The 25,318-nt window shown below is 59.6% G+C and carries 26 protein-coding genes; 16 read left to right on the forward strand and 10 right to left on the reverse strand.

Translation table 11 applies throughout. From position 1 onward, the window contains the following. Nucleotides 1-22: 22 nt before the first annotated feature. From VCA57_RS15330 to VCA57_RS15350, 5 genes are all read left to right on the forward strand, one after another. Nucleotides 23-1,186, forward strand: a complete 1,164-nt coding sequence (locus VCA57_RS15330) for a hypothetical protein (RefSeq protein ID WP_411185940.1) — start codon at nucleotides 23-25, stop codon at nucleotides 1,184-1,186. A 150-nt stretch (nucleotides 1,187-1,336) separates the two neighbouring features. Next, nucleotides 1,337-2,833, forward strand: coding sequence for an aldehyde dehydrogenase family protein (locus tag VCA57_RS15335; protein WP_411185941.1), 1,497 nt, complete (start codon nucleotides 1,337-1,339; stop codon nucleotides 2,831-2,833). A 3-nt stretch (nucleotides 2,834-2,836) separates the two neighbouring features. Beyond that, nucleotides 2,837-3,229, forward strand: a complete 393-nt coding sequence (locus tag VCA57_RS15340; RefSeq protein ID WP_411185942.1) for a 5-carboxymethyl-2-hydroxymuconate isomerase — start codon at nucleotides 2,837-2,839, stop codon at nucleotides 3,227-3,229. Between the two features lie 16 nt (nucleotides 3,230-3,245). Then, on the forward strand, nucleotides 3,246-4,223 hold the full coding sequence (locus VCA57_RS15345; protein WP_411185943.1) for a fumarylacetoacetate hydrolase family protein: 978 nt from the start codon (nucleotides 3,246-3,248) through the stop codon (nucleotides 4,221-4,223). Nucleotides 4,224-4,271: 48 nt separating this feature from the next. After that, nucleotides 4,272-4,820, forward strand: coding sequence for a VOC family protein (locus VCA57_RS15350; RefSeq protein WP_411185944.1), 549 nt, complete (start codon nucleotides 4,272-4,274; stop codon nucleotides 4,818-4,820). Nucleotides 4,821-4,973: 153 nt separating this feature from the next. Here VCA57_RS15350 and VCA57_RS15355 read toward each other — a convergent pair whose 3' ends face one another. Continuing rightward, nucleotides 4,974-6,032, reverse strand: a complete 1,059-nt coding sequence (locus VCA57_RS15355; RefSeq protein WP_411185945.1) for an extracellular solute-binding protein — start codon at nucleotides 6,030-6,032, stop codon at nucleotides 4,974-4,976. A gap of 215 nt (nucleotides 6,033-6,247) precedes the next feature. On the opposite strand from VCA57_RS15355, the gene VCA57_RS15360 reads away from it, so the two are divergent. The 5 genes from VCA57_RS15360 (at nucleotide 6,248) to VCA57_RS15380 (ending at nucleotide 11,054) form a co-directional block, all read left to right on the forward strand. Continuing rightward, complete coding sequence (locus VCA57_RS15360) at nucleotides 6,248-7,408, forward strand: aromatic ring-hydroxylating oxygenase subunit alpha (RefSeq protein WP_411185946.1); 1,161 nt, start codon at nucleotides 6,248-6,250, stop codon at nucleotides 7,406-7,408. A 157-nt stretch (nucleotides 7,409-7,565) separates the two neighbouring features. Further along, nucleotides 7,566-8,930, forward strand: a complete 1,365-nt coding sequence (locus tag VCA57_RS15365; protein ID WP_411185947.1) for an aminotransferase class III-fold pyridoxal phosphate-dependent enzyme — start codon at nucleotides 7,566-7,568, stop codon at nucleotides 8,928-8,930. A gap of 174 nt (nucleotides 8,931-9,104) precedes the next feature. Beyond that, nucleotides 9,105-9,692: a malonic semialdehyde reductase gene (locus VCA57_RS15370; protein ID WP_411186103.1), complete on the forward strand. Its 588-nt coding sequence runs from the start codon at nucleotides 9,105-9,107 to the stop codon at nucleotides 9,690-9,692. Between the two features lie 16 nt (nucleotides 9,693-9,708). Next, nucleotides 9,709-10,410: a CoA transferase subunit A gene (locus VCA57_RS15375; protein ID WP_411185948.1), complete on the forward strand. Its 702-nt coding sequence runs from the start codon at nucleotides 9,709-9,711 to the stop codon at nucleotides 10,408-10,410. A 2-nt stretch (nucleotides 10,411-10,412) separates the two neighbouring features. Then, nucleotides 10,413-11,054, forward strand: a complete 642-nt coding sequence (locus tag VCA57_RS15380; RefSeq protein ID WP_411185949.1) for a 3-oxoacid CoA-transferase subunit B — start codon at nucleotides 10,413-10,415, stop codon at nucleotides 11,052-11,054. Between the two features lie 133 nt (nucleotides 11,055-11,187). On the opposite strand, the gene VCA57_RS15385 is transcribed toward VCA57_RS15380, so the two are convergent. Next, a complete protein-coding gene (locus tag VCA57_RS15385) occupies nucleotides 11,188-12,354 on the reverse strand; it encodes an aromatic ring-hydroxylating oxygenase subunit alpha (RefSeq protein WP_411185950.1) in 1,167 nt (388 codons plus the stop codon). A 243-nt stretch (nucleotides 12,355-12,597) separates the two neighbouring features. Here VCA57_RS15385 and VCA57_RS15390 point away from each other — a divergent pair, with 243 nt between their 5' ends. From VCA57_RS15390 to VCA57_RS15400, 3 genes are all read left to right on the forward strand, one after another. Then, nucleotides 12,598-13,713, forward strand: coding sequence for a class II histone deacetylase (locus VCA57_RS15390; protein WP_411185951.1), 1,116 nt, complete (start codon nucleotides 12,598-12,600; stop codon nucleotides 13,711-13,713). A gap of 13 nt (nucleotides 13,714-13,726) precedes the next feature. Beyond that, nucleotides 13,727-14,032, forward strand: a complete 306-nt coding sequence (locus VCA57_RS15395) for a DUF2218 domain-containing protein (protein WP_411185952.1) — start codon at nucleotides 13,727-13,729, stop codon at nucleotides 14,030-14,032. A 294-nt stretch (nucleotides 14,033-14,326) separates the two neighbouring features. Beyond that, on the forward strand, nucleotides 14,327-14,605 hold the full coding sequence (locus VCA57_RS15400) for a DUF2218 domain-containing protein (protein ID WP_411185953.1): 279 nt from the start codon (nucleotides 14,327-14,329) through the stop codon (nucleotides 14,603-14,605). 48 nt (nucleotides 14,606-14,653) lie between these two features. Here the strand turns inward: VCA57_RS15400 and VCA57_RS15405 are convergent, their stop codons facing one another. From VCA57_RS15405 to VCA57_RS15415, 3 genes are all read right to left on the reverse strand, one after another. Beyond that, nucleotides 14,654-15,472, reverse strand: coding sequence for a helix-turn-helix transcriptional regulator (locus VCA57_RS15405; RefSeq protein WP_411185954.1), 819 nt, complete (start codon nucleotides 15,470-15,472; stop codon nucleotides 14,654-14,656). 426 nt (nucleotides 15,473-15,898) lie between these two features. Further along, the gene (locus VCA57_RS15410; protein WP_411185955.1) at nucleotides 15,899-16,279 is read right to left on the reverse strand and encodes a RidA family protein; all 381 of its coding nucleotides are present in this window, start codon (nucleotides 16,277-16,279) and stop codon (nucleotides 15,899-15,901) included. 681 nt (nucleotides 16,280-16,960) lie between these two features. Further along, nucleotides 16,961-18,166, reverse strand: a complete 1,206-nt coding sequence (locus VCA57_RS15415; RefSeq protein ID WP_411185956.1) for a tyrosine-type recombinase/integrase — start codon at nucleotides 18,164-18,166, stop codon at nucleotides 16,961-16,963. A gap of 348 nt (nucleotides 18,167-18,514) precedes the next feature. Here VCA57_RS15415 and VCA57_RS15420 point away from each other — a divergent pair, with 348 nt between their 5' ends. Further along, nucleotides 18,515-19,204, forward strand: coding sequence for a hypothetical protein (locus tag VCA57_RS15420; protein WP_411185957.1), 690 nt, complete (start codon nucleotides 18,515-18,517; stop codon nucleotides 19,202-19,204). Nucleotides 19,205-19,436: 232 nt separating this feature from the next. Here VCA57_RS15420 and VCA57_RS15425 read toward each other — a convergent pair whose 3' ends face one another. The 3 genes from VCA57_RS15425 to VCA57_RS15435 all read right to left on the reverse strand — a co-directional run bounded on the left by VCA57_RS15425 (nucleotide 19,437) and on the right by VCA57_RS15435 (nucleotide 21,464). Next, nucleotides 19,437-20,612, reverse strand: a complete 1,176-nt coding sequence (locus tag VCA57_RS15425) for a tyrosine-type recombinase/integrase (RefSeq protein ID WP_411185958.1) — start codon at nucleotides 20,610-20,612, stop codon at nucleotides 19,437-19,439. 161 nt (nucleotides 20,613-20,773) lie between these two features. Further along, nucleotides 20,774-20,917 (reverse strand): hypothetical protein, encoded by a 144-nt coding sequence (locus tag VCA57_RS15430; protein ID WP_411185959.1) that lies wholly within the window; start codon nucleotides 20,915-20,917, stop codon nucleotides 20,774-20,776. Nucleotides 20,918-21,098: 181 nt separating this feature from the next. Continuing rightward, nucleotides 21,099-21,464 (reverse strand): hypothetical protein, encoded by a 366-nt coding sequence (locus VCA57_RS15435; RefSeq protein ID WP_411185961.1) that lies wholly within the window; start codon nucleotides 21,462-21,464, stop codon nucleotides 21,099-21,101. A 142-nt stretch (nucleotides 21,465-21,606) separates the two neighbouring features. Between VCA57_RS15435 and VCA57_RS15440 the strand changes: the two genes are divergently transcribed. Together VCA57_RS15440 and VCA57_RS15445 are read left to right on the forward strand one after the other, a co-directional pair. Continuing rightward, on the forward strand, nucleotides 21,607-22,440 hold the full coding sequence (locus tag VCA57_RS15440) for a hypothetical protein (RefSeq protein ID WP_411185962.1): 834 nt from the start codon (nucleotides 21,607-21,609) through the stop codon (nucleotides 22,438-22,440). Nucleotides 22,441-22,608: 168 nt separating this feature from the next. Next, nucleotides 22,609-23,223 carry a recombinase family protein gene (locus tag VCA57_RS15445; RefSeq protein WP_411185963.1) on the forward strand — a complete coding sequence of 205 codons (615 nt, stop codon included), beginning with the start codon at nucleotides 22,609-22,611 and terminating at the stop codon, nucleotides 23,221-23,223. A gap of 3 nt (nucleotides 23,224-23,226) precedes the next feature. On the opposite strand, the gene VCA57_RS15450 is transcribed toward VCA57_RS15445, so the two are convergent. After that, nucleotides 23,227-24,204: a hypothetical protein gene (locus VCA57_RS15450; RefSeq protein ID WP_411185964.1), complete on the reverse strand. Its 978-nt coding sequence runs from the start codon at nucleotides 24,202-24,204 to the stop codon at nucleotides 23,227-23,229. A 174-nt stretch (nucleotides 24,205-24,378) separates the two neighbouring features. Next, nucleotides 24,379-24,723, reverse strand: a complete 345-nt coding sequence (locus VCA57_RS15455) for a hypothetical protein (protein WP_411185965.1) — start codon at nucleotides 24,721-24,723, stop codon at nucleotides 24,379-24,381. Nucleotides 24,724-25,318 lie beyond the last annotated feature (595 nt).

Raw genomic sequence — 25,318 nt, forward strand, 5'->3', positions numbered from 1 at the left:
ATAACGACACTGGAGTGCAACCATGCGTACAACGCACAACCGGCCTTTGGCCTTTACCTTGCTGGCCGTGATCTGGGTCTACTTTCTTGGCAACGTCGGCGGCTGGGTCGCGCCGGAGATTGTCTTTAGCCTGATGGGCGCGCGTGGCTATGGTGAAGGCCTGGCAGGTGGCGTGGCGGCGCTGGAGCTGCTGGGCGTGGCGCTCGGCTCGCTGGGCCTGGCCTTCTGCGCCGACCGTTTGCCGGTGCGGCGCATGGCGATCATCGCCGCGGTGGTGCTGGTGTTGACCGAATACCTGTCCAGCATTGTTCTGGAGGTAACCGGCTTGGCGCTGCTGCGCCTTCTTTGCGGCGCTGCCCAGGGTGTGCTGATGGGCCTGGCCAATGCCGTGTTGGCCAGCGGTTGCCGTCCGCATGTACGCCTGGCGACAGCGAATATCGTCAATGTGCTGCTTGGCTCGGCTTTGTTGTTCGTGCTGGCGCCGTTGCAGCAAGCTTTCACCGGGCTGGGCCTGTTCACCATCCTGGCGTTGGTCTGCCTAATGCTGACGCCGTTCTGCTTCGGCCTGCAGGCCCGCCTGGTGCAGCACAATCAGGCACCACGTGGTTTCGGTTTGCCCAATGCCGCGTCCTACTGGCTGGTGGCGGCGATGGCGGTGTTCGCCTGTGGCAGCGGAGCGGCCTTCACCTTCTCCTTCGTCATGGGCAGCCATGCCGGCTTGGCCGACAGCAGTATCAACAGCACCATTTCCCTGGCAGTGCTCGGTGCTATTCCCGGTAGCCTGCTGTGCGGCGTGCTCGGCGAGCGGGTCAAACCCCTGCTGCCGTTGTTGGCGGTGCTGTTGATCCATGCCTTGGCGACCTTCAGCGCTGCCAATGCAGGCGGCTTGTGGAGTTTCTCGCTAGGCATCGCCGGTATCCTGTTTGGCACCTACTTCATCCTTCCGTACCTGCAGGGGTTGAGCAGCCAGTACGACCCGCTGGGCGGTACCTCGGCGGCCATCGGTGGTGTTTTCTTTCTAACCATGGCTGGAGGTGCCTATGTCGGTGGGGCGCTGATTGAGGTATACGGCCAGCCAGCACTGGGCTGGCTGGTGGCTGGTGGCAACCTGATCGTAGGGCTGTTCATCGGCATCGCCCTGTATGGCCTGAGCGTCAAACGCACGGTGCTGCCTAGTTATGCCTGAGTGACTGGTCCGTATCCGATTACGGGGCCCGCGTGGCCCCGTTTGCGTTTCTGGCGGCGCTGTTCAGGTCACCCATGGCGGGTATGTAGCGATGGTGGGGCGGCCCCTAGCATGGCGCCATGTTCTCCATCCCTCAGGGAGCCAACTGCCATGGCTATCGCACGTAACGATCATTCCCGACTGGGCGCTGCTGCCCGTCAATTTCTCGACCAAAATCACGGTCATTTCATCGCCGGTGAGTGGCTGACTGCCGGTGCCAGTCTCGATGTGATCGACCCGGCCAACGCCGAGCGCGTTAGCGCCATTGCCGCTGGTGGTGCCGCCGAGATCGATGCCGCCGTACAGGCCGCTCACCAGGCGTTCCACAATCCGGCCTGGCGCAATCTGCCGCCGCTGGAGCGTGAGCGCCTGATGCTGCGTCTGGCCGCGCTGATCGAAGAGAACGCCGAGCTGCTGGCGCAGATCGAGTCGCTGGATAACGGCATGCCCGACTGGTTCGCCGGTATCAATGTCGGTGGCGCGGCCGGGGTACTGCGTTATATGGCCGGCTGGCCATCGAAGCTGGTCGGCGACACCCATGACGTGAAGATGCCGTTCCCCGGTCAGTTCTTCGCTTACACCAGCCGCGAGTCGGTCGGCGTGGTTGGCGCCATCGTGCCGTGGAACGTGCCGTTGATGATGGCCATCTGGAAGCTGGCGCCGGCCCTGGCTGCCGGTTGCACGCTGGTGCTCAAGCCGGCCGAGGACAGCTCGCTGAGCGCGCTGATTCTTGCCGAACTGGTGCGCCAGGCCGGTTTCCCCGCAGGTGTGGTCAACGTGGTCACCGGCCTGGGCCGCGAAGCCGGTGAGGCACTGGTGACTCATCCGCTGGTGAGCAAGATTTCCTTCACCGGCTCCACCGCCACCGGCAAGCACATCAATCGTCTGGCCATCGACACGCTGAAGAAGGTCACCCTGGAGCTGGGCGGCAAGTCGCCGACCATCGTCTTCGATGATGCCGATCTGGACGTCGCCATCAGTGGCGCGGCCAATGCCATCTTCACCAATGCCGGACAAATTTGCGTGGCCGGTGCGCGTCTGTATGTGCAGCGTGGTGTGTACGAACAGGTGCTCGAAGGTGTGGCGCGCCAGGCCGACGCCATTGCGCTCGGGGCCGGGCTCAATCCGGGCAGCCAGATGGGCCCGCTGATCAATGCCCGTCAGCGTGACCGCGTGCAGGGCTTCGTCGATGCTGCGGTGAACCGTGGTGGCGAGTTGATCAGCCAGCGCCGTATTCAGGGCGAGGCCGGCTATTACGTGGCGCCGGCGGTGGTCGCCGGCCTGCCGCAGGGCGATGCGCTGGTGCAGGAAGAAGTATTCGGCCCGGTGCTGGCGGTACTGCCGTTCGATGACCTCGACGAGGCCGCGCACCTGGCCAATGACACCGCCTACGGCCTGGCCGCCTGCGTGTTCAGCCAGAACGTCAATCGCATCCACCAACTGCTGCCGCGCCTGAAAAGCGGCAAGGTTTCGGTCAACCATGCCGGCTTCCCTTATCCGGCCTTGCCGGAGGGTGGCACCAAGCAGTCCGGCTACGGCCGCGACCTGGGCCGCGAGGGCCTGGATGGTTACCTGGAGAGTAAATCCGTGCTGATGCAGGTGGGTTGATCGATGCCCCACTTGATCGTCGACTACACCGCCAACCTCGACGGAGCATTGCAGCTGCAGCCGCTGTTCGAACAGGTGCACACGCTGCTGATCGGCCTGGGGATTTTCCCTACCGGCGGCATCCGCAGCCGTGCCCGGCGCATCGATGACTACCGCCACGCCGATGGCACGCTGGACTACGCCGGCATCCATGTCGAGCTCAAGCTCAGCGCCGCGCGCCCGGCCGGGCTACGCCAGGCGGTGGGGCAGCAAGTGTTCGAGCTGATCCGCGATTACTGCGCACCGCTGCGCCAGGTGCAGCCCTACCTGGCGCTGTCCATGGAGGTGTCGCTGCTGCAGCCTGAGGTTTTTTTCAACGACAACAATCTGCATGAGCGCTTCGCGCCCGTGCCTTGAAACTGGAGTACCCGTTATGAAACTCGCTTCGCGCAAATCCGGCCGTGACGGCGCACTGCTGGTGGTCAGCCGCGACCTTAGTTGCGCCGTCGAAGTTAGCGCCATCGCACCGACCATGCAGGCCGCGTTGGATAATTGGGAGCAGGTCGAGGGCCAATTGCAGGCGGTGTACGCGGCGCTCAATGCCGGCACGGCCGAGGGTGCTTTCGCCCTCGATCTGAACGGGCTGGCCGCGCCGCTGCCGCGCAGCTACCAGTACCTGGACGGTGCCTGCTACCTCAGCCATATCCGTCGCAACCGTCAGGCCCGTGGTGATTCCCTGCCGGATGACATCCTCGATGCGCCGCTGGTGTACCAGGGCATCTCCCACGGCTTCATGGCCTGGAACGACCCGATCCGCCTGCCTGACGACAACCTGGGTATCGACTTCGAGGCGGAGATCGCCGCAGTTACCGGTGACGTACCGCTGGGCGTGTCGGCCGAAGAGGCGACCGGTTACGTGCGCCTGTTCGTGTTGCTCAATGACGTCTCGTTGCGTGCGTTGATCCCGGCCGAACTCAAGCGCACCTTCGGCTTTCTCACTGGCAAGCCGGCTTCCAGCCTGGGTCCGATTGCCGTCACCCCGGACGAACTGGGCGAGCTGTGGGACGGCAAGCTGGTCTCCGGGAAAATGAAGTGCTGGGTGCGTGGTGAGCTGTTCGGCGACATCGAGACCGGCATCGACACGCCGTTCCATTACGGCCACATGATCGCGCACGTCGCCCAGACGCGGGCCTTCGAGCCGGGCACGCTGGTCGGTCTGGGCACCGTTTCCAACGAGGATGAAACGGTGGGGGCCGGTTGCATTGGCGAGTTTCGCGCCATGGAAACCATCAATACCGGCAAACCCAGCACGTCGCTGCTGAAGTTTGGCGAGCGTGTACGTATCGAGCACTTCGACCGTGCCGGCAATTCCGTTTTCGGTGCCATCGATCAGTTGGTGGCGCGCCTCTGAGGCTTGTCCCGTTTACCAATAACAATCGCCGTTCCAGGAGATGACTCCATGCTGTGTCAACGTCTTCACCACGCTGCCTATCGCTGCAAGGATGCCAAGGAAACCGTCGAGTTCTACACCAAGGCGCTGGGGCTGAAATTCATCCACGCCATGGGTGAGGATCACGTCCCTTCGACCGGTGCCTACAGCCCGCACATTCATATTTTCTTCCAGATGGAAGATGGCAGCTGCATTGCCTTCTTCGAGCTGCCGAAGGATGCCGGCGCGCCCTCGGGACGTGACCAGGAAACACCAGGCTGGGTTCAGCACTTCGCGTTCAAGGTCAAGGATGAAGAAACCCAGCTCAAGGCCAAGGCTCATCTGGAGTCGATGGGTATTGAGGTGCTGGGCCCGGTCAACCATGACGACTTTCTACAGTCGATCTACTTCTTCGACCCCTCGGGCCATCGTCTGGAACTCGGTGTGCATACAGCGACCCCGGAAATGGATGCCATGTTCGAGCGCGAGGCCATGGCCGTACTGGAACACTGGGACACCCGCCACAACTGGTCCGAGCGCGAGAAGATCTTTGGCTCCAGCCACGGCTACGTGCGCTGAGTAACCGCTACCGTCAACGCCCTCTGCTCCGGCTTGACCCTGGCCGCTTTGCCAAGTGCAGAGCGGTCTTTTTTGCTTGTGTTGCCCTTGCGCCAGGTCGTGCCCTTTGCGCTGAGTAGGGCGGACAGGCGTAAGGCTTGTCCGCCACCAGGCTCATGGTTTGCGCAGTTCTGACCAGGCCTGATTGATGGCTGCTCTCTGCTTGTCCGACAGGTTTTCCAGCAGATGCAACTGGCGGCGCTGGCGCGGTGATGGCACCAGGTTGGGCGCGGTGTTGGCCAGATCGTGTGCCGCTGGATGTTGCGCGTCCAGCGACGAATAGGCGCGCGCCGCGAGCGAGTTGCGCACGGCATTTGGCGGTGCAAGGAGAAAGTCGATGAAGCGATGGGCGAGGGCGGCGTTGGGCGCGTTGGCGGGGATGACCAGGCTGTCGATGTACATCAGGCTGCCTTCTTCGGGGATCACGTAGCGCAGTGCCGGGTTCGCGTCGAGCGCGCTCAGTGCGTGGCCGAGCCAGGCCATGCCGATGCATAGTCGGCCGGCGGCGATCTCCTGAAAGTACTGGCGGTCGTCGACCATACGTGCTTTGTCCAGCAGAGGTTGCAGGGCCTGGGCCTGGCGCTGGATCTGCCTGGGCGTGCTTTGCCCGAGGGGGCGGCCACGGTAGTTCATGGCCAGCGACACCACTTCGTCCGGGGTGTCCAACAGGCTGATACCGCAAGCTTGCAAACGCCCGCTCTGCTCGGGGTCGAACAGCAGCCGCCAGCTTGCGGCGGCGGGCTCGCCCAGTGCCTGCTCGGCCTGTTGTGGGTTGAGCAGCAGGCCGACGCTGCCCCACATATAGGGAATGGCGTAGTCGCTGCTCTGCTTGTCGAAGCCGGCAAGCATGGCGCTCAGTGCCGGGTCGACGAACTGCCGGTTGGGCAACTGCGCGAGGTTCAGCGGCTGCAGCTGCTGGCGCATCTGCATGGCCTTGAGCTGGTAGTGCAGCGGCACGATCACGTCCCAGGTTTCGCCACGGGCGAGGGCATCGTCCAGTTCCTGTGGGGTGGTGTAGGTCTGGTAGTCGACGCGCGCGCCGTACTGGCGCTCGAATTCGCGAATCACCTGCGGCTCGATGTACAGGTTCCAGTTGTAGACACGCAGCACGTCGCTGGCCTGTGCCTGGCAGGCAGCCTGCAGCAGTAAGCCGGCGAGCATCAGTCGCTTCATGGCATGGCGCTCCTTTGCGATGGGATCTGCTTTATGCCGGCTGTGGCCGGGGCACCGAATACCCTGAATGGGTGATGCTGACGCCGTGCTGCGACAGGCTGTCGTCACCCTGCCAGGGTATGCGCACGGCCGGGGCGGCGGCGCATCATCCGGGCAAAGCAACAACGAGCTTTGCCTTGCGTGCAGACCGCCCACTTTCCGGAGAGAAATGTCCGATGGCTCTGCACACATTTATCACCCAGCAACAGATCGACGACGTTCGCCGCCCGCTGGCGGAGGCCTCCTATTTGCCGCCCAGGCTCTACCACGACCCGGCGTTCTACGACTTCGAGGTCGAGCATGTGTTCATGCGTACCTGGCTGCCGGTGGCGCATGTCAGCGAATTGCCGGAAGCCAATTGCTACCTGGCGCGGGACATGTTCAACGAACCGATTCTGCTCACCCGCAATGAAGAGGGCGTGATCCAGGCCTTCTCCAACGTCTGCCGTCACCGCACCGCGCGTATCGCCGATGGCGCGGGCAAGTTCGACGAGCGCACCAACCTGGTCAGTTGCCCGTATCACGGCTGGGGCTACTCGCCCAACGGCGAGCTGGTGGCCACGCCGATGATGCACAAGACCGCCAATTTCGAGCGGCGCAAGTGTGGCCTGCCGAAGATCGCTACCGAGGTCTGGCAGGGCTTTATCTTCGTCAACTTCGCTGATGATGCCGAGCGGCTCGGCCCGCAGTTGGCCAGCCTGGATGAGCTGCTGGCTCCGTTCGACATGGCCAGCATGAAGTGCTTCGAACTCAAGCAGTACCCGGTCAACTGGAACTGGAAGGTCAGCCTGGAGAACTTCACCGAGGGCTATCACCAGACCGCCGTGCATGCCAACAGCATCGAGCCCTATATCCCGGCGCGCCTGCAGAAATACGACGACGTCGACGGCCCCTACAACCTGTTCTGGATGCCGACCATCACCGGCAAGCCGTTGCTAGATCTGTTCCCGCCGTGCCCGGGGATTCCCGCCGCATTCAACGAGACGATGATCGTGGTCAACGTGTTTCCGTTGTTCCACCTGCTGATCGATGCTGGGGTGATCGCCTGGTTGGACTGGGAGCCGCGTTCGGCGGATGACCATGACCTGCGCTGGCGCATCCTGGTGCCTGAGACCACCGCGCAGATGCCGGACTTCGCCGTGCGCAAGCTGGCGCTCGGCGAGCTGCTCAAGGAGGTCTGGGACGAAGACGTGGCCGCCTGCGCCGGGGTCAATGCGGGGGTGCGCTCGCGGCATGCTGCGATTGGCCGGCCGTGCTTCATGGAGAAGTCGGTGCACCAGTTGCAGAACTGGCTGCTCGATCAGTATCTGCAGCCTGTCGAGGCCGCGCAGGGCTGATGGCTTCAGGCCTCGCCCGGTATACCTGGCGAGGTCGCCGCTTCGGCAAATCTCACCCGTTGAGGGTAGATACGCTGCCGAGGGCAATCCCTAGAGTCTCGTCTTAAGGATGCGCCGAGCGCGTTCTGCCCCATCAGGAATGATTTTGGAGTCGACCATGAGCAGCAAGAACAGTGCTTGGCTGAAAGAGCACAACACCCGGCACATCATGCACCCGATGCAGGATCCGAAAGCGCTGCGTGACAACCTGCCGGTGATCATCGAGTCCGGCGACGGCGTGCACATCACCGACGTCGACGGTCGCCGTTTCATCGATTGCCAGGGCGGCCTGTGGTGCGTCAATGCCGGCTACGGTCGCAAGGAGATCGTCGAGGCGGTCACCAAGCAGATGGAAAAACTGGCCTACTACTCGCTGTTCCCCGGCAGCAGCAACGCGCCCTCCATCGAACTGTCGCAGAAGCTGATCGAGATCACTGCCGAAGAAGGCATGGCCAAGGTGTCGTTCGGCCTTGGTGGTTCCGACGCGGTAGAGAGCGCGCTGAAGATCGCTCGCCAGTACTGGAAGCTCGAAGGCCAGGGCGAGAAGTACAAGTTCATCTCGCTGTACAACGGCTACCACGGCCTCAACTTCGGCGGTATGTCGGCCTGTGGCGGCATCGCCTGGCGCAGCAGCTACGAGCCGCTGATGCCCGGCTTCATCCAGGTCGAAGGCCCGCACCTGTACCGCAACCCCTTCACCAATGACCCGGAAGAACTGGCGGAAATCTGCGCGCAGATCATGGAGCGGCAGATCGAAATCCAGGGCGCACACACCGTCGCGGCGATCATCGCCGAGCCGATTCAGGGCGCCGGTGGCGTGATCGTGCCGCCGGCCAGCTACTGGCCGCGTTTGCGCCAGATCGCCGACAAGTACAACGTGCTGCTGATCGCCGACGAAGTGATCACCGGCCTGGGCCGTAGCGGCAGCCTGTTCGGCTCGCGCGGTTGGGGCGTCAAGCCCGACATCATGTGCCTGGCCAAGGGTATCTCCAGTGGCTACGTGCCGCTCTCTGCGACTCTGGTTAATGCCCGCGTGGCCAAGGCCTGGGAAAACGATGCCGGCTTCACTTCTGTGTACATGCACGGCTACACCTACTCCGGTCACCCGGTGTCCTGCGCAGCTGGTCTGGCGGCCATCGACCTGGTGCTCAAGGAGAACCTGGCGGAGAACGCCCATGTGGTCGGCGACTACTTCAAACAGCGCCTATTGGAGCTCAAGGACAAGCACCGTGCCATCGGCGACGTGCGTGGCAAGGGCCTGATGATCGCCGTCGAACTGGTCAAGGATCGCACCACCAAGGAGCCGTTCGGCCCCGAGGATGCCTTCCCCAACGCCATCTCGGAAAGCTGCGTGAACAACGGCGTGATGGTGCGCACCATCGTCAACAAGCTGATCATTTCGCCACCACTGACCTTCACCAAAGATCACGTCGACGAAGTGGTTTCCGTGCTCGACCAGGCCTTCACCCTCAATCGCTGGTAAGTCAGCTGCGCCCAGCCCAGCAGGCTGTTGAGAACTACCTGGGTTACTGCTGCTTCGTTAGAAGCAGCAGCGGCCTCGCCTACGTCTTCAGCAGCCAGCGCACTGGCTGGGCGCTGTTCAGGAGAGCAAGCCTTGAATGCACATTCGCAACTGGCCACCGAGGTCGGCCAGCAACTGCAGCAGCTCGACGCCGCCGGGCTGGATCTACTGTTTCGAGAAGCGCGCAGCCATAACGGGTTCTTGCCCAAGGTTGTAGAGCCTCAGCAACTGCGCGAACTCTGGGAGTTGGTGCGCTATGCACCTACAGCGGTCAATGGCATGCCCATGCGGCTGATCTTCGTCATCAGCGCCGAAGGCAAACAACGCCTGAAGCCGGCCCTGCGCCCCGGCAATCTGGACAAGGTCATGGCCGCGCCCGTGACGGCCATCATCGGCTATGACCTCGCCTTCTGGGAGCAATTGCCCAGGCTGTTCCCGCATGCCGATGTGCGCGCGATGTTCAGCGACGACCCGGAAGGCTGCGCGCTCACCGCGTTTCGCAACAGCACCCTGCAGGCGGCCTGGTTGATGCTGGCCGCGCGGGCAACAGGGCTGGATTGCGGGCCGATGTCCGGATACGACGCCGACCTGCTCGATGAAGAGTTCTTCTCCGGCACCAGCATCCGCAGCAATTTCATCTGCAACTTGGGCTATGGCGATCCGTCGAAGTTGTTCCCCCGTTTGCCACGGTTGTCCTTCGAAGACGCTTGCACCTTCGTCTGAACACAGGAGTTCTGTCGTGGCCAACAAGCTCTATCCCAGCGCCGATGCTGCGCTGGCCGACATCGTCGTCGATGGCCAGACTATCGCGGTTGGCGGCTTTGGTTTATGCGGCATTCCTGAGGCCCTGCTCGCCGCGCTGCGCGACAGCGGGGTACGGCGTCTGACCTGTATTTCCAACAATGCCGGGGTCGATGGCTTTGGCCTAGGGCAACTGCTCGAGATGCGCCAGGTACGCAAGATGGTGGCGTCCTACGTCGGTGAGAACAAGGAGTTCGAGCGCCAGTACCTGGCCGGCGAACTGGAGCTGGAGTTCACCCCGCAAGGTACCCTGGCCGAGAAACTGCGCGCCGGTGGGGCCGGTATTCCGGCCTTCTTCACCCGCACCGGAGTCGGCACGCTGGTCGCCGAGGGCAAGGAACTGCGCGAGTTCGATGGCCACATCTACGTGATGGAGCGCGCCTTGCGCGCCGACGTTGCCCTGGTCAAGGCATGGAAGGCTGATACGGCCGGCAACCTGGTGTTTCGCAAGACCTCGCGCAACTTCAACCCGATGGTGGCCAGTGCCGGGCGTATCACCGTAGCCGAGGTCGAGGAGATCGTCGCACTGGGTGAGCTGGATGCGGATCAGATCCACACGCCGGGGATTTTCGTGCAGCGTCTGGTGCTCAACGCCAGCCCGCAGAAACGTATCGAGCAACGCACCACGAGGAGCGCCTGAGCATGGCCTGGACGCGTGATCAGATGGCGCAGCGTGCTGCCCAGGAATTGCAGGACGGTTTCTATGTCAATCTCGGCATCGGCCTGCCAACCCAGGTGGCCAACCATATTCCCGCCGGCATGGACGTCTGGCTGCAGAGCGAGAACGGCCTGCTCGGCATTGGCCCGTTCCCGCTGGACGAAGAGGTCGATGCCGACCTGATCAACGCCGGCAAGCAGACCGTCAGTGCGTTGCCCGGCGCTTCGTTCTTCAGTTCGGCCGACTCATTCGCGATGATCCGTGGCGGTCATATCGACCTGGCCATTCTTGGCGCCATGCAGGTGTCGGAGAAGGGCGACCTGGCCAACTGGATGATCCCCGGCAAGATGGTCAAGGGCATGGGCGGGGCGATGGATCTGGTCGTTGGGGTCAAGCGTGTGGTGGTGTTGATGGAGCACACCGCCAAGAGCGGCGAGCATAAGGTCGTCGCCGAGTGCACGTTGCCGCTGACGGGGCAGGGCGTGGTCAATCGCATCATCAGCGATTTGGGTGTGATCGATGTGACGCCGCATGGGCTGCAACTGATCGAACTGGCGGAGGGGGTTTCCCTCAGCGAGATCAGCGCCAAGACCGGTGTGGCACTGACCTTGTCGCTCGATGAGTGAGGCGTACCTGCTGCGTTGAGAAAGCCTCCAGGCGTTGTCGCCGGGGGCTTTTTGCATCAGGCAACCAGTGTCTGCGTAGCCAAACAAAAGCCCCGCTACGGCAAACCGTAACGGGGCTTTTTGTTGCACTCGATCAGCCCTTGGCGATCATCTTCGCCGTTGGCAGTGGCGCACTCTGGTACTGGTCGAGCAGCCAGTTATGGAACTGGTGCAGGGCTTTTTCCATGTATGACATGCGCCCCTGCTGGACGAAGCGCGAACGTACGCCACGGGCATGGCCGAGGCAGGCGAATTCGTCTTCGGCCCAGACCGGGCGCAGCGCCGAGTGGAGAATCTTTTTGCGTTCCTCGAAGTCCGCTGCATCCAGCGTGCTGCGTGGTGCGACCAAGCGCCAGACCAGGTCGTGGTCCTCGACGCCGCGCACGTCCCAGTCCAGCCACATGGCCGAGGAGGAATCGATCAGCAGGTGGAAGTGCGGGAACACGTTGATGACGATGGCGTTGGAGTAGTAACGCTCCGGTAGCCCTTCGATGGTCGGCAGTGGCGTAGGGAACGGCTGGTTGTTGCCGGTAGGCATCCAGAACAGGTTGTAGGGGCCGTCGACGTCGTCGTACACCGCCAGGTGAGCAGGGCACCAGGGTTCGAATGTTTCGGTGTGGATCGGCGGCTGGTGGTAGGCCTCACTGAAATTGTCGATGGTCGACTTCCAGTTCCAGGCACCTTGGTAACGCTCGAAGTCGACGCAGCCCATGTTGGCCATGTCGTAAGGTTCGAGAAGTTTGTCCAGGGTCTTGAGCTGTGGCGACAGCAGCTCTGCGTCACGGTCGAAGTTGACGAAGATGAAACCCTGCCAGATGTCCACGGCCAGACGTGGCAGCTTCCAGTCGGCGGTGGCGAAGTTGGCCGTCTTGTCCATGAACGGCACTTTGTCCAACTGGCCATCCAGGCCGTAGGCCCAGGCATGGTAGGGACAGACCATATGCTTGCGGCAACGCCCGGTGCCTTCCATGACCTGGCGGCCACGGTGGCGGCAGACGTTGGACAGGGCGTGAATGTCGCCATCTTCGCCACGCACGATCACGATTGGCTCGCCGAACAGTTCGCGAGTGAAGTACTGGCCTGGTTCGGCCACCTGATCGATACGGCCTACGGCCTGCCAGGTGCGCATGAAGACCTGCTCGACCTCGAAGGCGTGGAAGGCGGGATCGCTATAGCAGTTGAAGGGCAACAGGGACGCTTCCGGCAGCGGTTTACGAATAGCAGCGATCTGCTCCTCGCTGATGAAACGCGACAGGGACATCGGGTGATCCTCACGGTGCTGGTTCGTTATGGGCAGACGTAGCGCTGCCTTGCAGTATGCAAACTGCAAGCATTTCACCGAAAAAGCGCTACCCCGGTAGGGTGACCACCCAGAGCCTGTTGATGTATCCGGGCGAGCGAAGTGGCGATATACCGCACAGGTCACCCTGAGCGGGTATTTATTCGGGACGTGCAGGGCGGCACGCTTGCCAACAATCGAAACACTGATTGGAGAGCGTCAGCTATGAGTCGCAAAACCGGATTGGTCTGGAATGAACGTTTTATGTGGCACGACCAGGGTCGCTATGCGGGCATCCTGCCGGCCGATTTCCCGCTGCAGCAGGGCTATCACCACGAACACCCGGAAACCAAGCGGCGCCTAAAAAACCTGCTGGATGTGAGCGACATGACCGAGAAACTGGTGCCGATCAAGGCGCGGCCGATCAGTCGTGACGAGCTGCTGCGCGTGCACACGCCGGGCTACCTGGACAAACTGGAGGCCGACAATCTGCTGCCAGCCGCCAGTGCCGGCTTCGATGCGCCCTTCACCAAGGGCAGCGTGGACATTGCCAAGCTGGCCGCCGGTGGCTGCCTGGAAGCGGTGGATGCGATCTTCTCCGGCAAGGTGGACAACGCCTATGCGCTGGTGCGACCCATTGGCCACCATGCCGAGCCGGACGAGGGCAAGGGCTTCTGCCTGTACTCCAATGCGTCGCTGGCCGCGCGTCATGCCCAGCAAGTGTACGGCGTACGCCGCGTGGCGCTGATCGATCTGGATGTGCACCATGGCAACGGCGCCGAGCGTACCTTCTACAGTGACGCCAGTGTGCTGACCATTTCCCTGCACCAGGATCAGTGGTTCCCGCCGGACACCGGTTTTCTCGCCGATAACGGTGAAGGTGAGGGAAAGGGCTACAACATCAACATCCCGCTGCCGGCCGGTTGTGGTTTCGGTGCCTACAAGGATGCCTTCGAACGCGTGGTGCTGCCGGCGCTGGAGCGCTTTGAGCCGGAATTCGTGATCATCCCCTGCGGGTACGATGCCGGCGCGCAGGATCCGCTGGGGCGCATGATCCTGCATGGCGGGGCCTTCCGCTGGTTCACCGCGCGCCTGCGCGAAGTGGCCGAGCGCCATGCGCAAGGTCGTCTGTTGGTGACCCACGAGGGAGGTTACAACCCCTTCACGGTCGCCTTCATGGGGCTGGCGGTATTCGAGGAGTTATCGGGACTGGACAGTGGCGTAGTCGACCCGCACGAGGCGATCTTCGCCAATATGCAGGGCCACGATTTGCTCGAGCACCAGCGCCATCTGATCGATGCTGCTGCCGAACTGGTTGGCCGCGTTGGTCGTCCCGAATAGGTCGAGGTGCGCGATGCTGTACGTCTCTCAGGCGCAGATATCCAACCCGCAGGCGGCAGCCTACCTCGCGCGCCTCTGTCAGCATTGGGGGCGTGCCGCGCGCGTGCTCTATGACGGTCGCCAGGGCGTCGTGCTCGATGAGCGTTCCCGGCGCATCCTGCGTCTGCAGGGCGAGTGCCTGCAGATCACCCTGCAGTGCTATGACCTCGCTGCACTCGATGCGTTGGAGTGCAGCGTCGGCAGCCAGCTTGGCGGCTTATTGCTGGACCCTAAGCAGGCTCTCGACTGGCAGCGTTGTGCGAGGCAGCAGGTGGCCTAGGTTCTGTACGAAAAGTGCCTGCGCTCGGTGATGCTTCGTTAAAAACGAGTTCGGCAAGCCGCTTGCGGCTAACGCGCTTCAGCGCGACCCGAAGGGCGAGCGTAGTGAGTCATGCTCATTTACAGTTCGTAAACTCGAATGCGAGCCCAGTCCGTTCCTCACCCGTTTTTGTGGGGCCGCCATCGGTATCGCCTGACCTTCGCTCGACGACTTTGCGTACCGAACCTAAACAGCGCTGGGCTTGTGCGGCCGCCATGGGTGTCGTCACCCTTCAACTTTATCCGAGGGAACACCATGTTCAACTGCCATGCTGATATAGCCATGACGGCACCGAGTCGTTGCCTGAGGCGTCTGTGCCGGCACTGGAGTCACAAGTTCCAGGTTCGTTTCGATGAGACCAGTGCACATATCCCATTCGACCCAGCGGTGTGTGAGTTGCTGGTGATCGAAGGTGGTCTGCGCGCCACGCTGCAATCGCCGGATCGTGACGAGCTGGTCGAACTGCAGGCGGTGGTCGTCGATCACCTGCAGCGCATGGCCGGTGAGCCGTTGCAGGTCGAATGGCGCGAGTGAAGTGAAACGAAGACCGACAAGGGGAGCCAATGGCTCCCCTTGTCGTTTTCAGTGCAGGCTGTAACCCATGCTGTCGAAATAGCGGGCGAACAGTTCGTTCTGCGAGGAGATACCCAACTTGGCGTAAGCACGCTTGCGGTGAGTGGCCACGGTGTTGATCGAGATGCCCAGTTTCAGGCTGATCCCCAAGGTGGTGTAGCCGAGGGCGATCGAGGCGCAGATCTCCGCCTCGCGCTGGGTCAGGCCGCCCGGTGCCTTGAGCAGCGTGGCGCGCAGCTCCTGGTACATGCGCTCGCGGCGTTCCGGGCAGAGGGCCGCCGGCTCCGGGCGCTGGCTCTGCTGGCCCTGACGCATACCGACGATTTCGGCGTGCTTGCCCAAGGTCTGAATCAGGAAGCTGCCAAGCACCTGCAATTGCTGGGCATCCTCGCTGGCGAAGTCTTTCTGTTCTTCGCTACGGAAGAAGCTGCAGTAAAGGGTCTGGCCGTTGATCGAAGAAATCATCGCCAGCTCCTGGCGTACCAGTGCCTCATCGTAGAAGCGTTTGCGGAAGGCCACGTCGCGCACGTGACTGGGCGATACGCAACGCACGATCAGGCGATTGCCGGACGGGATCATCGACCCCGGGCCGTTGAGATTGGGGTCGCGCTGATAGCCCTCTCGGGCGAAGTCCTGGGCGATACCACGAATCAGGCTGCGGTACTGGCTGTGATTGGCCTCGGCCAACAGGCACTCCGGTTGTTCACCATTGCTGAAGCGAAACACTGTGCATTGGTTGACGTTGAGGATCTCACGGCTGAGTTCGTAAAACTGCTGATCGAAATCGTTGGTACCGATCTCACCAACCAGACGGGCCAGGGTGTTCATGTTGGATATCACGGATCGCGCTCCTCAAACGGTAGGCTTTTATTCTTGTGATTTAGCGAGCCCTGCAGGTTCAGGGACTGGTTGCCGTACGGGCCGCACGTAAGGTTGGCGACCGCAATCGAGTATGGTTTTACATATGCAGAAAGCAGGCCGCTTCCACTGATTTATGGATGATTTACGCTTGCTGGCGAAAATCGTGATTTTGTCTCGTAAAAGTACTGTTCGAATGGCTTTTGCGGCTGTTTTTGCCGTGGCTTTCGAGGGTTTTTATCGCGGCGGCACACTGAGTTGTCAGGCGTATGGAAACACCTGCGCATAGCTGTAACTTTGCGTAGCAGGAGGGGATTTTTCTGCACCAAAACTGGCGCTGATTGCCTTGTTACGGCGCGTCATCACGGGACCTGCAAGGCCCCCGTGAGGCTCGCTTCAGTCGAGTACCAGGATGGCGTCCATCTCGACCATTGCGCCCAGTGGCAGCGCGTTGATACCGATGGCCGCACGGGCTGGATAAGGCGCGCTGAAATAGCGGCCCATGATTTCGTTGACCTTGGCGAAGTGGCTGAGGTCGGTGAGGAAGATGTTCAGTTTGACGATGTTGGCCAGTGACCCGCCGACGGCGATGGCAACGGCCTCGAGGTTGTCGAAGACCTGCTGGGTCTGGGTTTCGAAGCCTTCCACCAGTTTCATTCTTTGCGGATCGAGGGGTATCTGCCCGGACAGGTAGACGGTGTTGCCGGCGCGAATGGCCTGGGAGTAGGTGCCGATAGCGGCCGGAGCCTGTTCGCTGCTGATGACGCTTTTGCTCATGTTGATTCCTGTTGAGTTGTATACACGGTGCCCGTGTAGGGTCTCAGGAATCCTCAGGCAGAACTGTACCCCTTTCAGGGGACGCAGCCCGCCGTGATGGCGGGCTGGTTAGCCGTATAAACCAGCATGTCACTCAGTGAGGTAGATATGTGACAGATGAACCTATTGCGTAGCTACGTAGTGTTGGCCTCTACAGCACATCCGGCATGTCTTTCGATGCGACATATGGTGTTCAGGCGGTGGCGTTGTAGCGCTCCTCAAGTACTGCAATACGCATATGTGTTGGGAGTGGCGCTCGGATTTTCCTACTGCAAAGCAGGGATGTTTGTCGGGCCTCGTGTTACGGGCCTCCGAGGTTTATTGCCGGCTTCAGCTGTGCGCATGACAGTTGAAGCTGTGTCTTTGGCGTTGGGGGAGAGGAAAGACCCTGCTGGTACGGAATAGGAGTCCATACGTTTCTTTAGCAGCCTTGTTGCAGGCGAGCAGGCGCAAAAGGCCTGCGAGATGCTGGCGATACCCCGATGAGGCGGCCAGAAAGTCCATTTGCTAACAGCGGATGGACTTCGGATTCTTAACGCCGTAACCGGGGCAGCGTGACGATCCCACGGAGTCCTATGAACGCCCGAGGGATGCCAGTTTTTTACCAAGCGGAGATCGGTATTGCAAGCCCAAGCCTTGAGATCAGGCTTTGATGGCATCTAGGTAATCTGACCAACGCTGCATCATTTCGCGCCGCTCTGGCAGAAATGAGGTTCGGTCGTATGCACGTCCCAGCGGATTTTTTACCGTGTGAGCAAGCTGATGCTCCAGGAGGTCTGGGCGAAACCCCAGGACTTCGGCACCTACGGTTCTCGCTGTGGCACGAAAGCCGTGCCCCGTCATCTCGTCGCCGCTGATGTCCATGCGGCGTAACGCGCTGAGAACGGCATTGTTGGACATCGGTCGGTCGCCTCCTCGGGCCGAGGGGAAGGTATACCGATGCCTGCCGGTGAGCGGTTTCAGTTCGCGTAGAACAGCGACTGCTTGTTGGCTGAGGGGAACCAGGTGATCTGGGCGATCCTGTTTGGTAGCAGTTAGCCCTTTCATCTTGTGACCAGGAATCAACCACTCGCCAGCATCCAGATTGACCTCCGACCATTCCATGTGTCGAAGGTCTCCAGGTCGGCAGAACAGCAACGGAGCCAGTTTTAAGGCACAACAGACAGGCATCGTTCCGCTATAGCTATCCAGTGCTTTGAGCAGTGCGCCGAGTTTTTCAGGGTCGGTCACGGCAGCAAAGTGTTTCACCCGCTTGGCTGGGAGAGTGCGCGAGAGATTCCCGATCTGGTTGGGTGGGGTGATGCCGGCAGCTTCGGCGAACTCGAAAATCTGTTTGTAGATCTGGGCAACACGACGCGCCGTCTCGCGAGCGCCGCGCTTGATAATGCGCTGGAGGTTTTCGACCAGCATCGGCGTGCTGATGCTGCTGATCGGGAGTTTTCCCAGCCAGGGGTAGGCATTGAGCTCAAGGCGCTGCCGCACTGTGCGGGTGTACTCCGGGTCCCAGGAGGACTCGCGAATACTCAGCCACTGCGTGGCAACTGACTCAAAGGTGTGCTGGTGATCAAGCTGGCTGACCACCTTGGCCATACGCCGTTGCAGCGAAGGGTCTTGGCCGCCGGCAAGCTGAACACGAGCGTCATCACGCTTGCGCCGGGCCTCCTGCAGGCCGACCTCAGGATAAACACCAAGCGCCAGGCGCTTTTCCTTTCCCAGAAAACGGTACTTCAAGCGCCAGTAACGGCCTCCGTTGGGCTGCACTTCCAGGTACAGACCTTGTTCGTCGTACAGGCGGTATGGCTTGTCCTGAGGCTTGGCGTTGCGGCAGTTGGTGTCTTTCAATGGCATTGGGGGCACATCCTCTCCGAGCGAGCTGATGAGCGTTTTATGCCCCCATATATGCCCCCGTCAACCGTGGGATGCCCTGGGATTAGGTGGGAAAACGCGGGCAAGAAAAAAGCCGTAAAGCTTTGATTTCTCTAGGCTTTACGGCTTTTCTGGGTCTTCCTGGGAAGACTAAATGGTGGAGCCGGGGGGATTTGAACCCGCAGCTAGTCCAGGAGTTTCGCGGCCTCCAAGGCAGAGGCTGGCGAAAAGCTGTCATTCAGGCAGCAAGTATATGCTTCATTAGTCTGTGAGAAAGCGACTAACGGCACCGTTTCACTGGACATAATTTCGTTATTAGTTGATGGCACTTTGGACCATCTATACAATCTCGCCTCCATTTTGACGCCGGTTGGAAAAGCATTGGACGCTCAAGCAGAACCCAAAACTGCCGACAACGTAGGGCTAGCCGGCATACCGGAAAGGCTGGAGCTATTTCTCCCTGACGAGATTTCAGTCGCCAACGTTGCGCCGATCCTGAATGCGCTTGCAACGGCACCTGCTGGGCAGAAAATTGAGCTACATTTACGGCACAACGGTGGTGGCGACGTCGATCAAATGATCGAGCTGATCAAAAATCTTCACGAGACAAAAGCTATCGTAGAGATTACCTTCAGCAGATACGTTATGAGTGCCGCCGCTACCATATGGTTGTGGTTCCGTGTTTGGCCGACTGAGCGTGTCCAATCGTTGCCACCCAGAAAGCCTGGCGTCGTCATGTACCATCGACCTCGGCTAGGCGACGGAATGTACGTGTGCTTCACTGATGAAATGGACGATGGGCACTTGCTCAAAGGCCATTTTGAAAAGAAATTTAAGCTCTTTGATCTTCTTTTCGAAGAGATGTATCTAAGGATGCTAGCGTCTGGGAACGAAGGCCAGCCTGCGCCAGTCCCAGAAGAATCCAAGCTCAATGAGCTGAATGGGCTTTCTTATCGCCATGCGATCTACAGGATGCGTGATTCGTATTACGGGAACCAAGACTGCTTGATCCCCGTCTAAGAAATACAATGGAGTGGAGAGATGAAAATGCTGGGGAATTCGTTGCGTAATCTCAGGCCCGCTACAGCCGAGGAGCGGAAGGCGAATCAAGAGAAGGCTGCTCAAGTCCTTGCAAGCTACAAGCAAGCATCCCGAGAGATCCATGAGATCTGTACGGCTAAAGGCTTGGTTGAGCCTGCCGTTATCGCGTGAGCAGCACTCCATAAAAAAACCCCTCTCAAGAGGGGTTTTTTTATGGAGTGCTGCGCTTGACTGCAACGTCTACCGGCATCCACATCTCCTCCGCTTTGAACCCCGCAATTGCGTCAGCACTTGGCATCCAGCGCCCATACACCCTGGCGATCATAGTCCAGTCGGTATGTCCAAGCTGCCCCGCAACCCACATCGGATGCTCACCAGCGGATAGCATCATCGAGGCGTAGGTGTGCCGGGTCTGGTACGGGCGGCGGTACCGGACGCCGGCTTTCTTGACGGCCTTGGCCCACATGGTTTTCCTGATCGGCTGATCCCCTGTCCAGCGCTCCAGTGTGCGCGGGTTCTGGAATACTTCACGATCTGCGAGGAAAGTGTGAGTCTTCTGCGCGACCAGAGCTTCCATGGCTGGCGCCAGGAGTTTGATGCGGCGCTTGCCCGATAGCGTCTTGGTCACCTCGGCTTTACCTGCTGCGGCCTGGGTCATCGCCCGGGTGACGTAGACCTCGCCCTTCAGCCAGTCGATATCGCCCCAGTCCAGCGCGACTAGCTCGCTGGTGCGCATGCCCGTCCAGAGGGCGAACTGCACGAGGTTCTTCGCCTGGCCATCGAGGGTGGCCAGGATGGCGCGTTGTTCCTCAGGGCTGAACGGATCAACGTCGTCTTCCTTTACCCGATCCTTGCGCGAGAACGTCCAGCCGGCAATGGGGTTGGTCTCGAGCAGCTCTTCATGATCTACGGCATCGTTCAGCGCTGAGCGAAGGCAGCTCTGAATGTTGCTCAGCGTCTTGTTGGACACCTCCAAGGTGTTCAGCCAGTCTCTGATCGTTTTGCGCTTCAGGTCGACCAGCAGGATGGTGCCCAGCGCTGGCGCAAGCCGCAGCTCCATAATCTTCCGGTACCCATCAAAGGTGCTGCTGGATACGTGCTGCTTCTTGCTGGCCAGCCACTTGGTCAGATACCCGGCAACCGTCTCCTGGCTGACTTCAGGCGCGAACTTGGCAGCCCGAGGCGAGCCGGGGAAGGTCACCGCGTAATCAAAGGTTCCGTTGGCTATCGCGTGTTCGACCGCTGCCTTGTGCTGCTCGGCACGCTTTAGATTAGTGGCGGTGGGCTTGAGCGAGAGGCGCTCACGGCACCTAACCCCACGGTACATGAACGTGATTTCGATACTCGAGTCCGAGACTGCCCGAACTCCCCGCCCACTTCTACCCATGATTCATATCCCTCTACATCGATTAAAACCCGGCCATCTGGGGCCTTGATCCATATTTCACCGAGCCGCCAAATTCCGTCGCGAAGCTTCGAGCGGATAGCGTCTTCGGAGTAGCCAGACGCGCTGGCAAACTTTCTGATGGTTACGTAGCGCATATGTCGTTATTCCTGACTGATCAGGATTTGTGATCGCGCGCAGGGTGGCGTATCTGCCCGTTGGCTCCGGCTTGCTGGAAAAGTGTTGGCTTCCGGCTTTTTCTCGAGTTCCTGCTTGTGCAGGCAGCGGTTAACTTTGGTTTTGGTCATTTCCGAGTCCCCTTCAACTACACGGCTAGCCTACGGGTGGCTGCCCCGCGTGTGTTTCGCTTTCAAGCAACAAAAGCGCCGGAAATTAAAAGTCTGGTAATTCCCTGCCAGGGGGATGGACGAGGCCGCGCGGGCTGACGCAGTCAGATTGCTGCTTGCTCTCTGAAACCCAAGGACAATCTCAGGTTTGATGCAGCCTTTTCTGCTCGTAGGCGATGCGGTTCATTACGCAAACTGGAATTGCGAACCCTTGGATACTGGTTTTGAGGGTTTCGCAGCCGTCTTCGACGATTCCGCAGGGCACACCCCGACGGAAACGCATTCCCCTCCCGATGTAATTCCGCAGGATGATTTCCCAGGACTCGTCGTCGTAATAGAAGCCAGTGATCTCAGCCCAGTTGGCCGTAACGCCGCCTCCAACGATTCCTTCAGGTGTCAGGCAGAAAATTTCTACTTGGTTTTCCTGTGTGACAGGTACGGCGTAAATCCGGCCATTCGGTGCTACAGGTGGGAACGTAAGTCCGTTTCCGAGGTGACGAAATTCCATGGTGGTGCTCCGCATGCATGGGGTTGCATGACACGCTATGCCAGGGGCTGGAAATCCCAAGCCGGCACAGCTCGCAGGCTTATGCCATTGGGTTTCCTGAAAGCCTTCGTAAGCTGTGGCAATCAGAACAGGGAGTGGCGCCATGGGTAATAGATCAAAAACGATCCGAGTCGGTTTGCTGGCAGCAGCAGTGGCTCTTCTGGTTGGGTGCTCCAGCACGCCGGAGGCTACGGGCGTGCTTCTTGAGCCGAAAGATGTGCCGAAGGATAAGTGGTCGGATGCTATGCACGTTCTGACCGCCATGGGCATTTCTGGTCAGCGTGACGTTCCGCTCGAGTTGTCAGGGGCAGCCAGCGGGGTGAGCTCTGCTGGCAGTTCCGGGGCTGTACTTGGGGATGCAGGATTAAGCGCGGTTGGCTTTGTGTCACCACCTACAGGCCTGAGTGGCGGCGCAGCAGCGGGAGTTGGCTTGGGTTTAATGTTATTGGGCGGTTCAAGCGATCCGGCGCGGGCGACTCAGGTTGTCGCGTGGGTGCCTTCCGATCAGGCCGGTTCGCCAGACGAGGCATCTGCCCTGGCACTACGTAAGGTCGAGGAAGTTCGCAAGAAGATTTTTTCAGGCGGGCTATCGAAGCTGCGCATACAAACAGGCAAATACCCCGACAGTCATTCGCGCGCTTACGCGTCTCTGGCAGACATCTATGCGGAACGGCCGATTCCGTTCAGTGATGAAGCCGCTACATCACCAAGCTTCTTGCAGTCGCCGCTCAGCTACGGGCCGATCTTCATCCGCCACAACCAATTCACGCTTGATGCTTACAAGAACGACATGACAACTTCGGAAGTGATGCTGCTTGCATCGCAGTCCCTACCTGCGTGGATCTACATCTACCACCCTGGCCAACGGCTGAGGAAAAACTCGATTCCTGCGGCAATCTTCAACCAAGGCCGGGCGCTCTACTTTGTCGGGAAGTAATTCTGGTGGACTGTATCGTCGTGGGTTTCTGCAAACCTGCGGCGATCTTTTTGGGTATGCCTATCCAGATACAGGCTTATTTTGTCTTTTTCGAGCTTTCCGCTTGATAAGTAACACCCAAAGTGAAACATTATTAGTGGAACGCCCTAAATGATACAGGTGTCCGTCATGTTCATCCGCGCATACCTCCGAGCCTCCACCGAAGAACAAGACGCCGGCCGCGCGCGGGCCGCGCTCGAGCAGTTCGCCAGCGACCATAGCAAGGCGATTGCGAGCGTGTACCTGGAGAACGCCAGCGGCACCACCGCAGATCGGCCTGAGCTGTTGCGCCTGCTTAAGGATGCCCGCAAGGGTGACGTGCTGCTGGTGGAATCTATAGACCGTCTTTCGCGCCTCCCGGTTGATGACTGGCAAAAGCTCAAGGTTGCCATCGACTCCAAGGGCTTACGCATCGTCGCGCTTGACCTGCCTACCAGCCACCAAGGAATGCAGGACACCAAGGGCGACGAGTTCACCGGCCGGATGCTGGGGGCCATCAACTCAATGCTCGTGGAAATGATGGCAGCTATTGCCCGCAAGGATTATGAGCAGCGGCGAGAGCGTCAGGCCCAAGGTATTGAAAAGGCCAGAGCGGCCGGTAAATACCAAGGACGTCCGGTTGATGCCGATTTACACAAGCGAGTGAAAGAGCTATTGGAGGCCGGCCTAGGCATACGCGCGACGGCCAGGCACGCCAATTGCTCTACTACGACAGTCCTCCGAATCAAAGCGATAGACGAATAGTAACTATCTGGCCCTAGGGATCTCTTTGAATACTTTCCTCAAGTCAAACCCCCGTATCCGACCTTCCTCAAGCAGCTCCGTAAATTGCTTTATGTAGAGATGAGAGTCGGCTTCTGAAGGCTTTTCTGCGTCTATGAGAAATATTGGGAGCATCTTCTGAATCACATCCTTGCCATGAGCAATTAGTCTCTCTTCGCTCCATTCGCTCATATACCTGCATGCCCGGTACTGTGCCTCTACCAATTCCTGTAAAGACTGAGGGCCAGGCCGAGTACCGTGGTTGTGCTCAAATTGGAGGCCAGAGGTTTCGCTCGTACTTTCAAAGTTGTGACCCTGCGAGCGCGCCCAAGCTTGCAGAAATAACTGAATTTCGTGCTCAATTTTATGATGGCGATGAGCATTGAAAGGATTGCTTATAATAAAGGTCGGCAGGCGCGTTGTTCTGTCACCACCTTGCTGTAGCCGGTAGGTAGTCTGGATCAAAACTATAAAATCAATCTCCGAGAACCGGCCCGGATCTTTGCCATCACCGGTGAGCCGGGAGCTGAACCTGTCAGCGAGCCGAGAGGCAGGAATGCTTTCAACGGTGTCATTCAATATGAGCGCGATCCCTGGAATGTCGGGATCAAGGTTCAATAGCCTTTTGGATGAGGCAATCTGTTGTTTGGCATTTCTAAGCACTCCCTCAACCATCCTGGTTGCCTGAGAAAAAATTTTGTCCAGATGCTCTTGCCCTCCCGGCGTGTTCTTCATCGCGGTTTCAAGGTCATAGTCGCCAAAAATCAGCGGAAAATCGTCAGACTCCATTAGCGATTTGGCACCATCCAAAATCTTATCTTTCGGATCAATCTTCAGTGTTTTGAGTTCGACAACCGCTTGCCTGTTGAAAAACAGATAATCGGCGATCTTGACGCCATCAGGCTGAGGAAAATTACCGTCGAGAGGCGTCACGTGGTCTTGGCTTTGGAGGAAGCTAATCATGCGCTCCTCGATATTCCGTACACTGTCCATTCGATACCTATCCATTGATATACGGGTTAGCCAGACAGTCTAGACGCAGCTAGCGAAGCAGTTCTACGTGCAGTCGAGCAGCAGTGGCATCGGTACGAATTCTACCCAGGCGGTATTCAGGTCGCCTGGATTGCACTGGTTCGTTTAACGTCCCTGGCGACGACGTAGTGCTCGTATCATTTTGGCGCGCATGAAAACGGTTGTGACTGACATCGCAAGCGCTAAACCACCCGCCAGTTCGCCGAAACGGAGGAACGCAACGATGTTCACTAGGGCGAGAACCATAAGGCCGTAGAACTCGGCATTGGCCTTGCCGGCAGCCAGGGCCTGACGTTCGGTGAGCATCCACTTCGGCGACAGGCAGAATGGGCATACGGACGACTCCGGGTCACGACCGCCCACAGGTACTCCGCTGATGTAGAACGGCGCGCTGGTGACCACCTTTGGGACCATCATCTTCTTGCAGCACTGGCACTCAACTTTGCTCATAACGTGAACCTGCTGGACTTGGCACATGACTGAACATTACCCGAGCGCTGGTGAATCCCAAGCCACCGCCATGCGGGCCTGCAGGTGCCTGCAAGGTCAGTCGGTGTGATGTTTTTTATCGAGATGATCAGCGACCGTGTAACCAATCACCGCCGCCAAACCCAACGTGCCGATTACTCCAATGACCGCGTAAACCAGTAGCTCAATCGCGTCCATGTCTTGCTCCTTCTGGGCTGAAAATTTGCACAGAATCCAGCTTCTCACCTGTTGTGCCAATCCCAAGGATTTCTTCCTCCTGAAATCCCTTTCCGCCGGTACTTGGCTGATTAAATTCCAGGGCAATCAGCTCCGCTGCGCGACACATGTTCAAAAAACATGCTCACACTACCTCTCTTGCTTATGGGAGTCTGACGGTTCACCTCACATAGAGAGAATCTGCCAATTTGGCCGAAGGGGTGTCGTGAAGGGGTGATGTCGCTGTAGCCCTCATGATTACTGGGTTTCAGGTTTTTCAGTGCGTCTCGTACAGATTAAGGGGTGTCGTAAAGGGGTGTTGTTGTCGAGTTAAGGGGTGTCGTCAAGAGGTGTTGTCGCT

The organism is Pseudomonas sp., from assembly GCF_046581935.1.
Lineage (GTDB): Bacteria > Pseudomonadota > Gammaproteobacteria > Pseudomonadales > Pseudomonadaceae > Aquipseudomonas.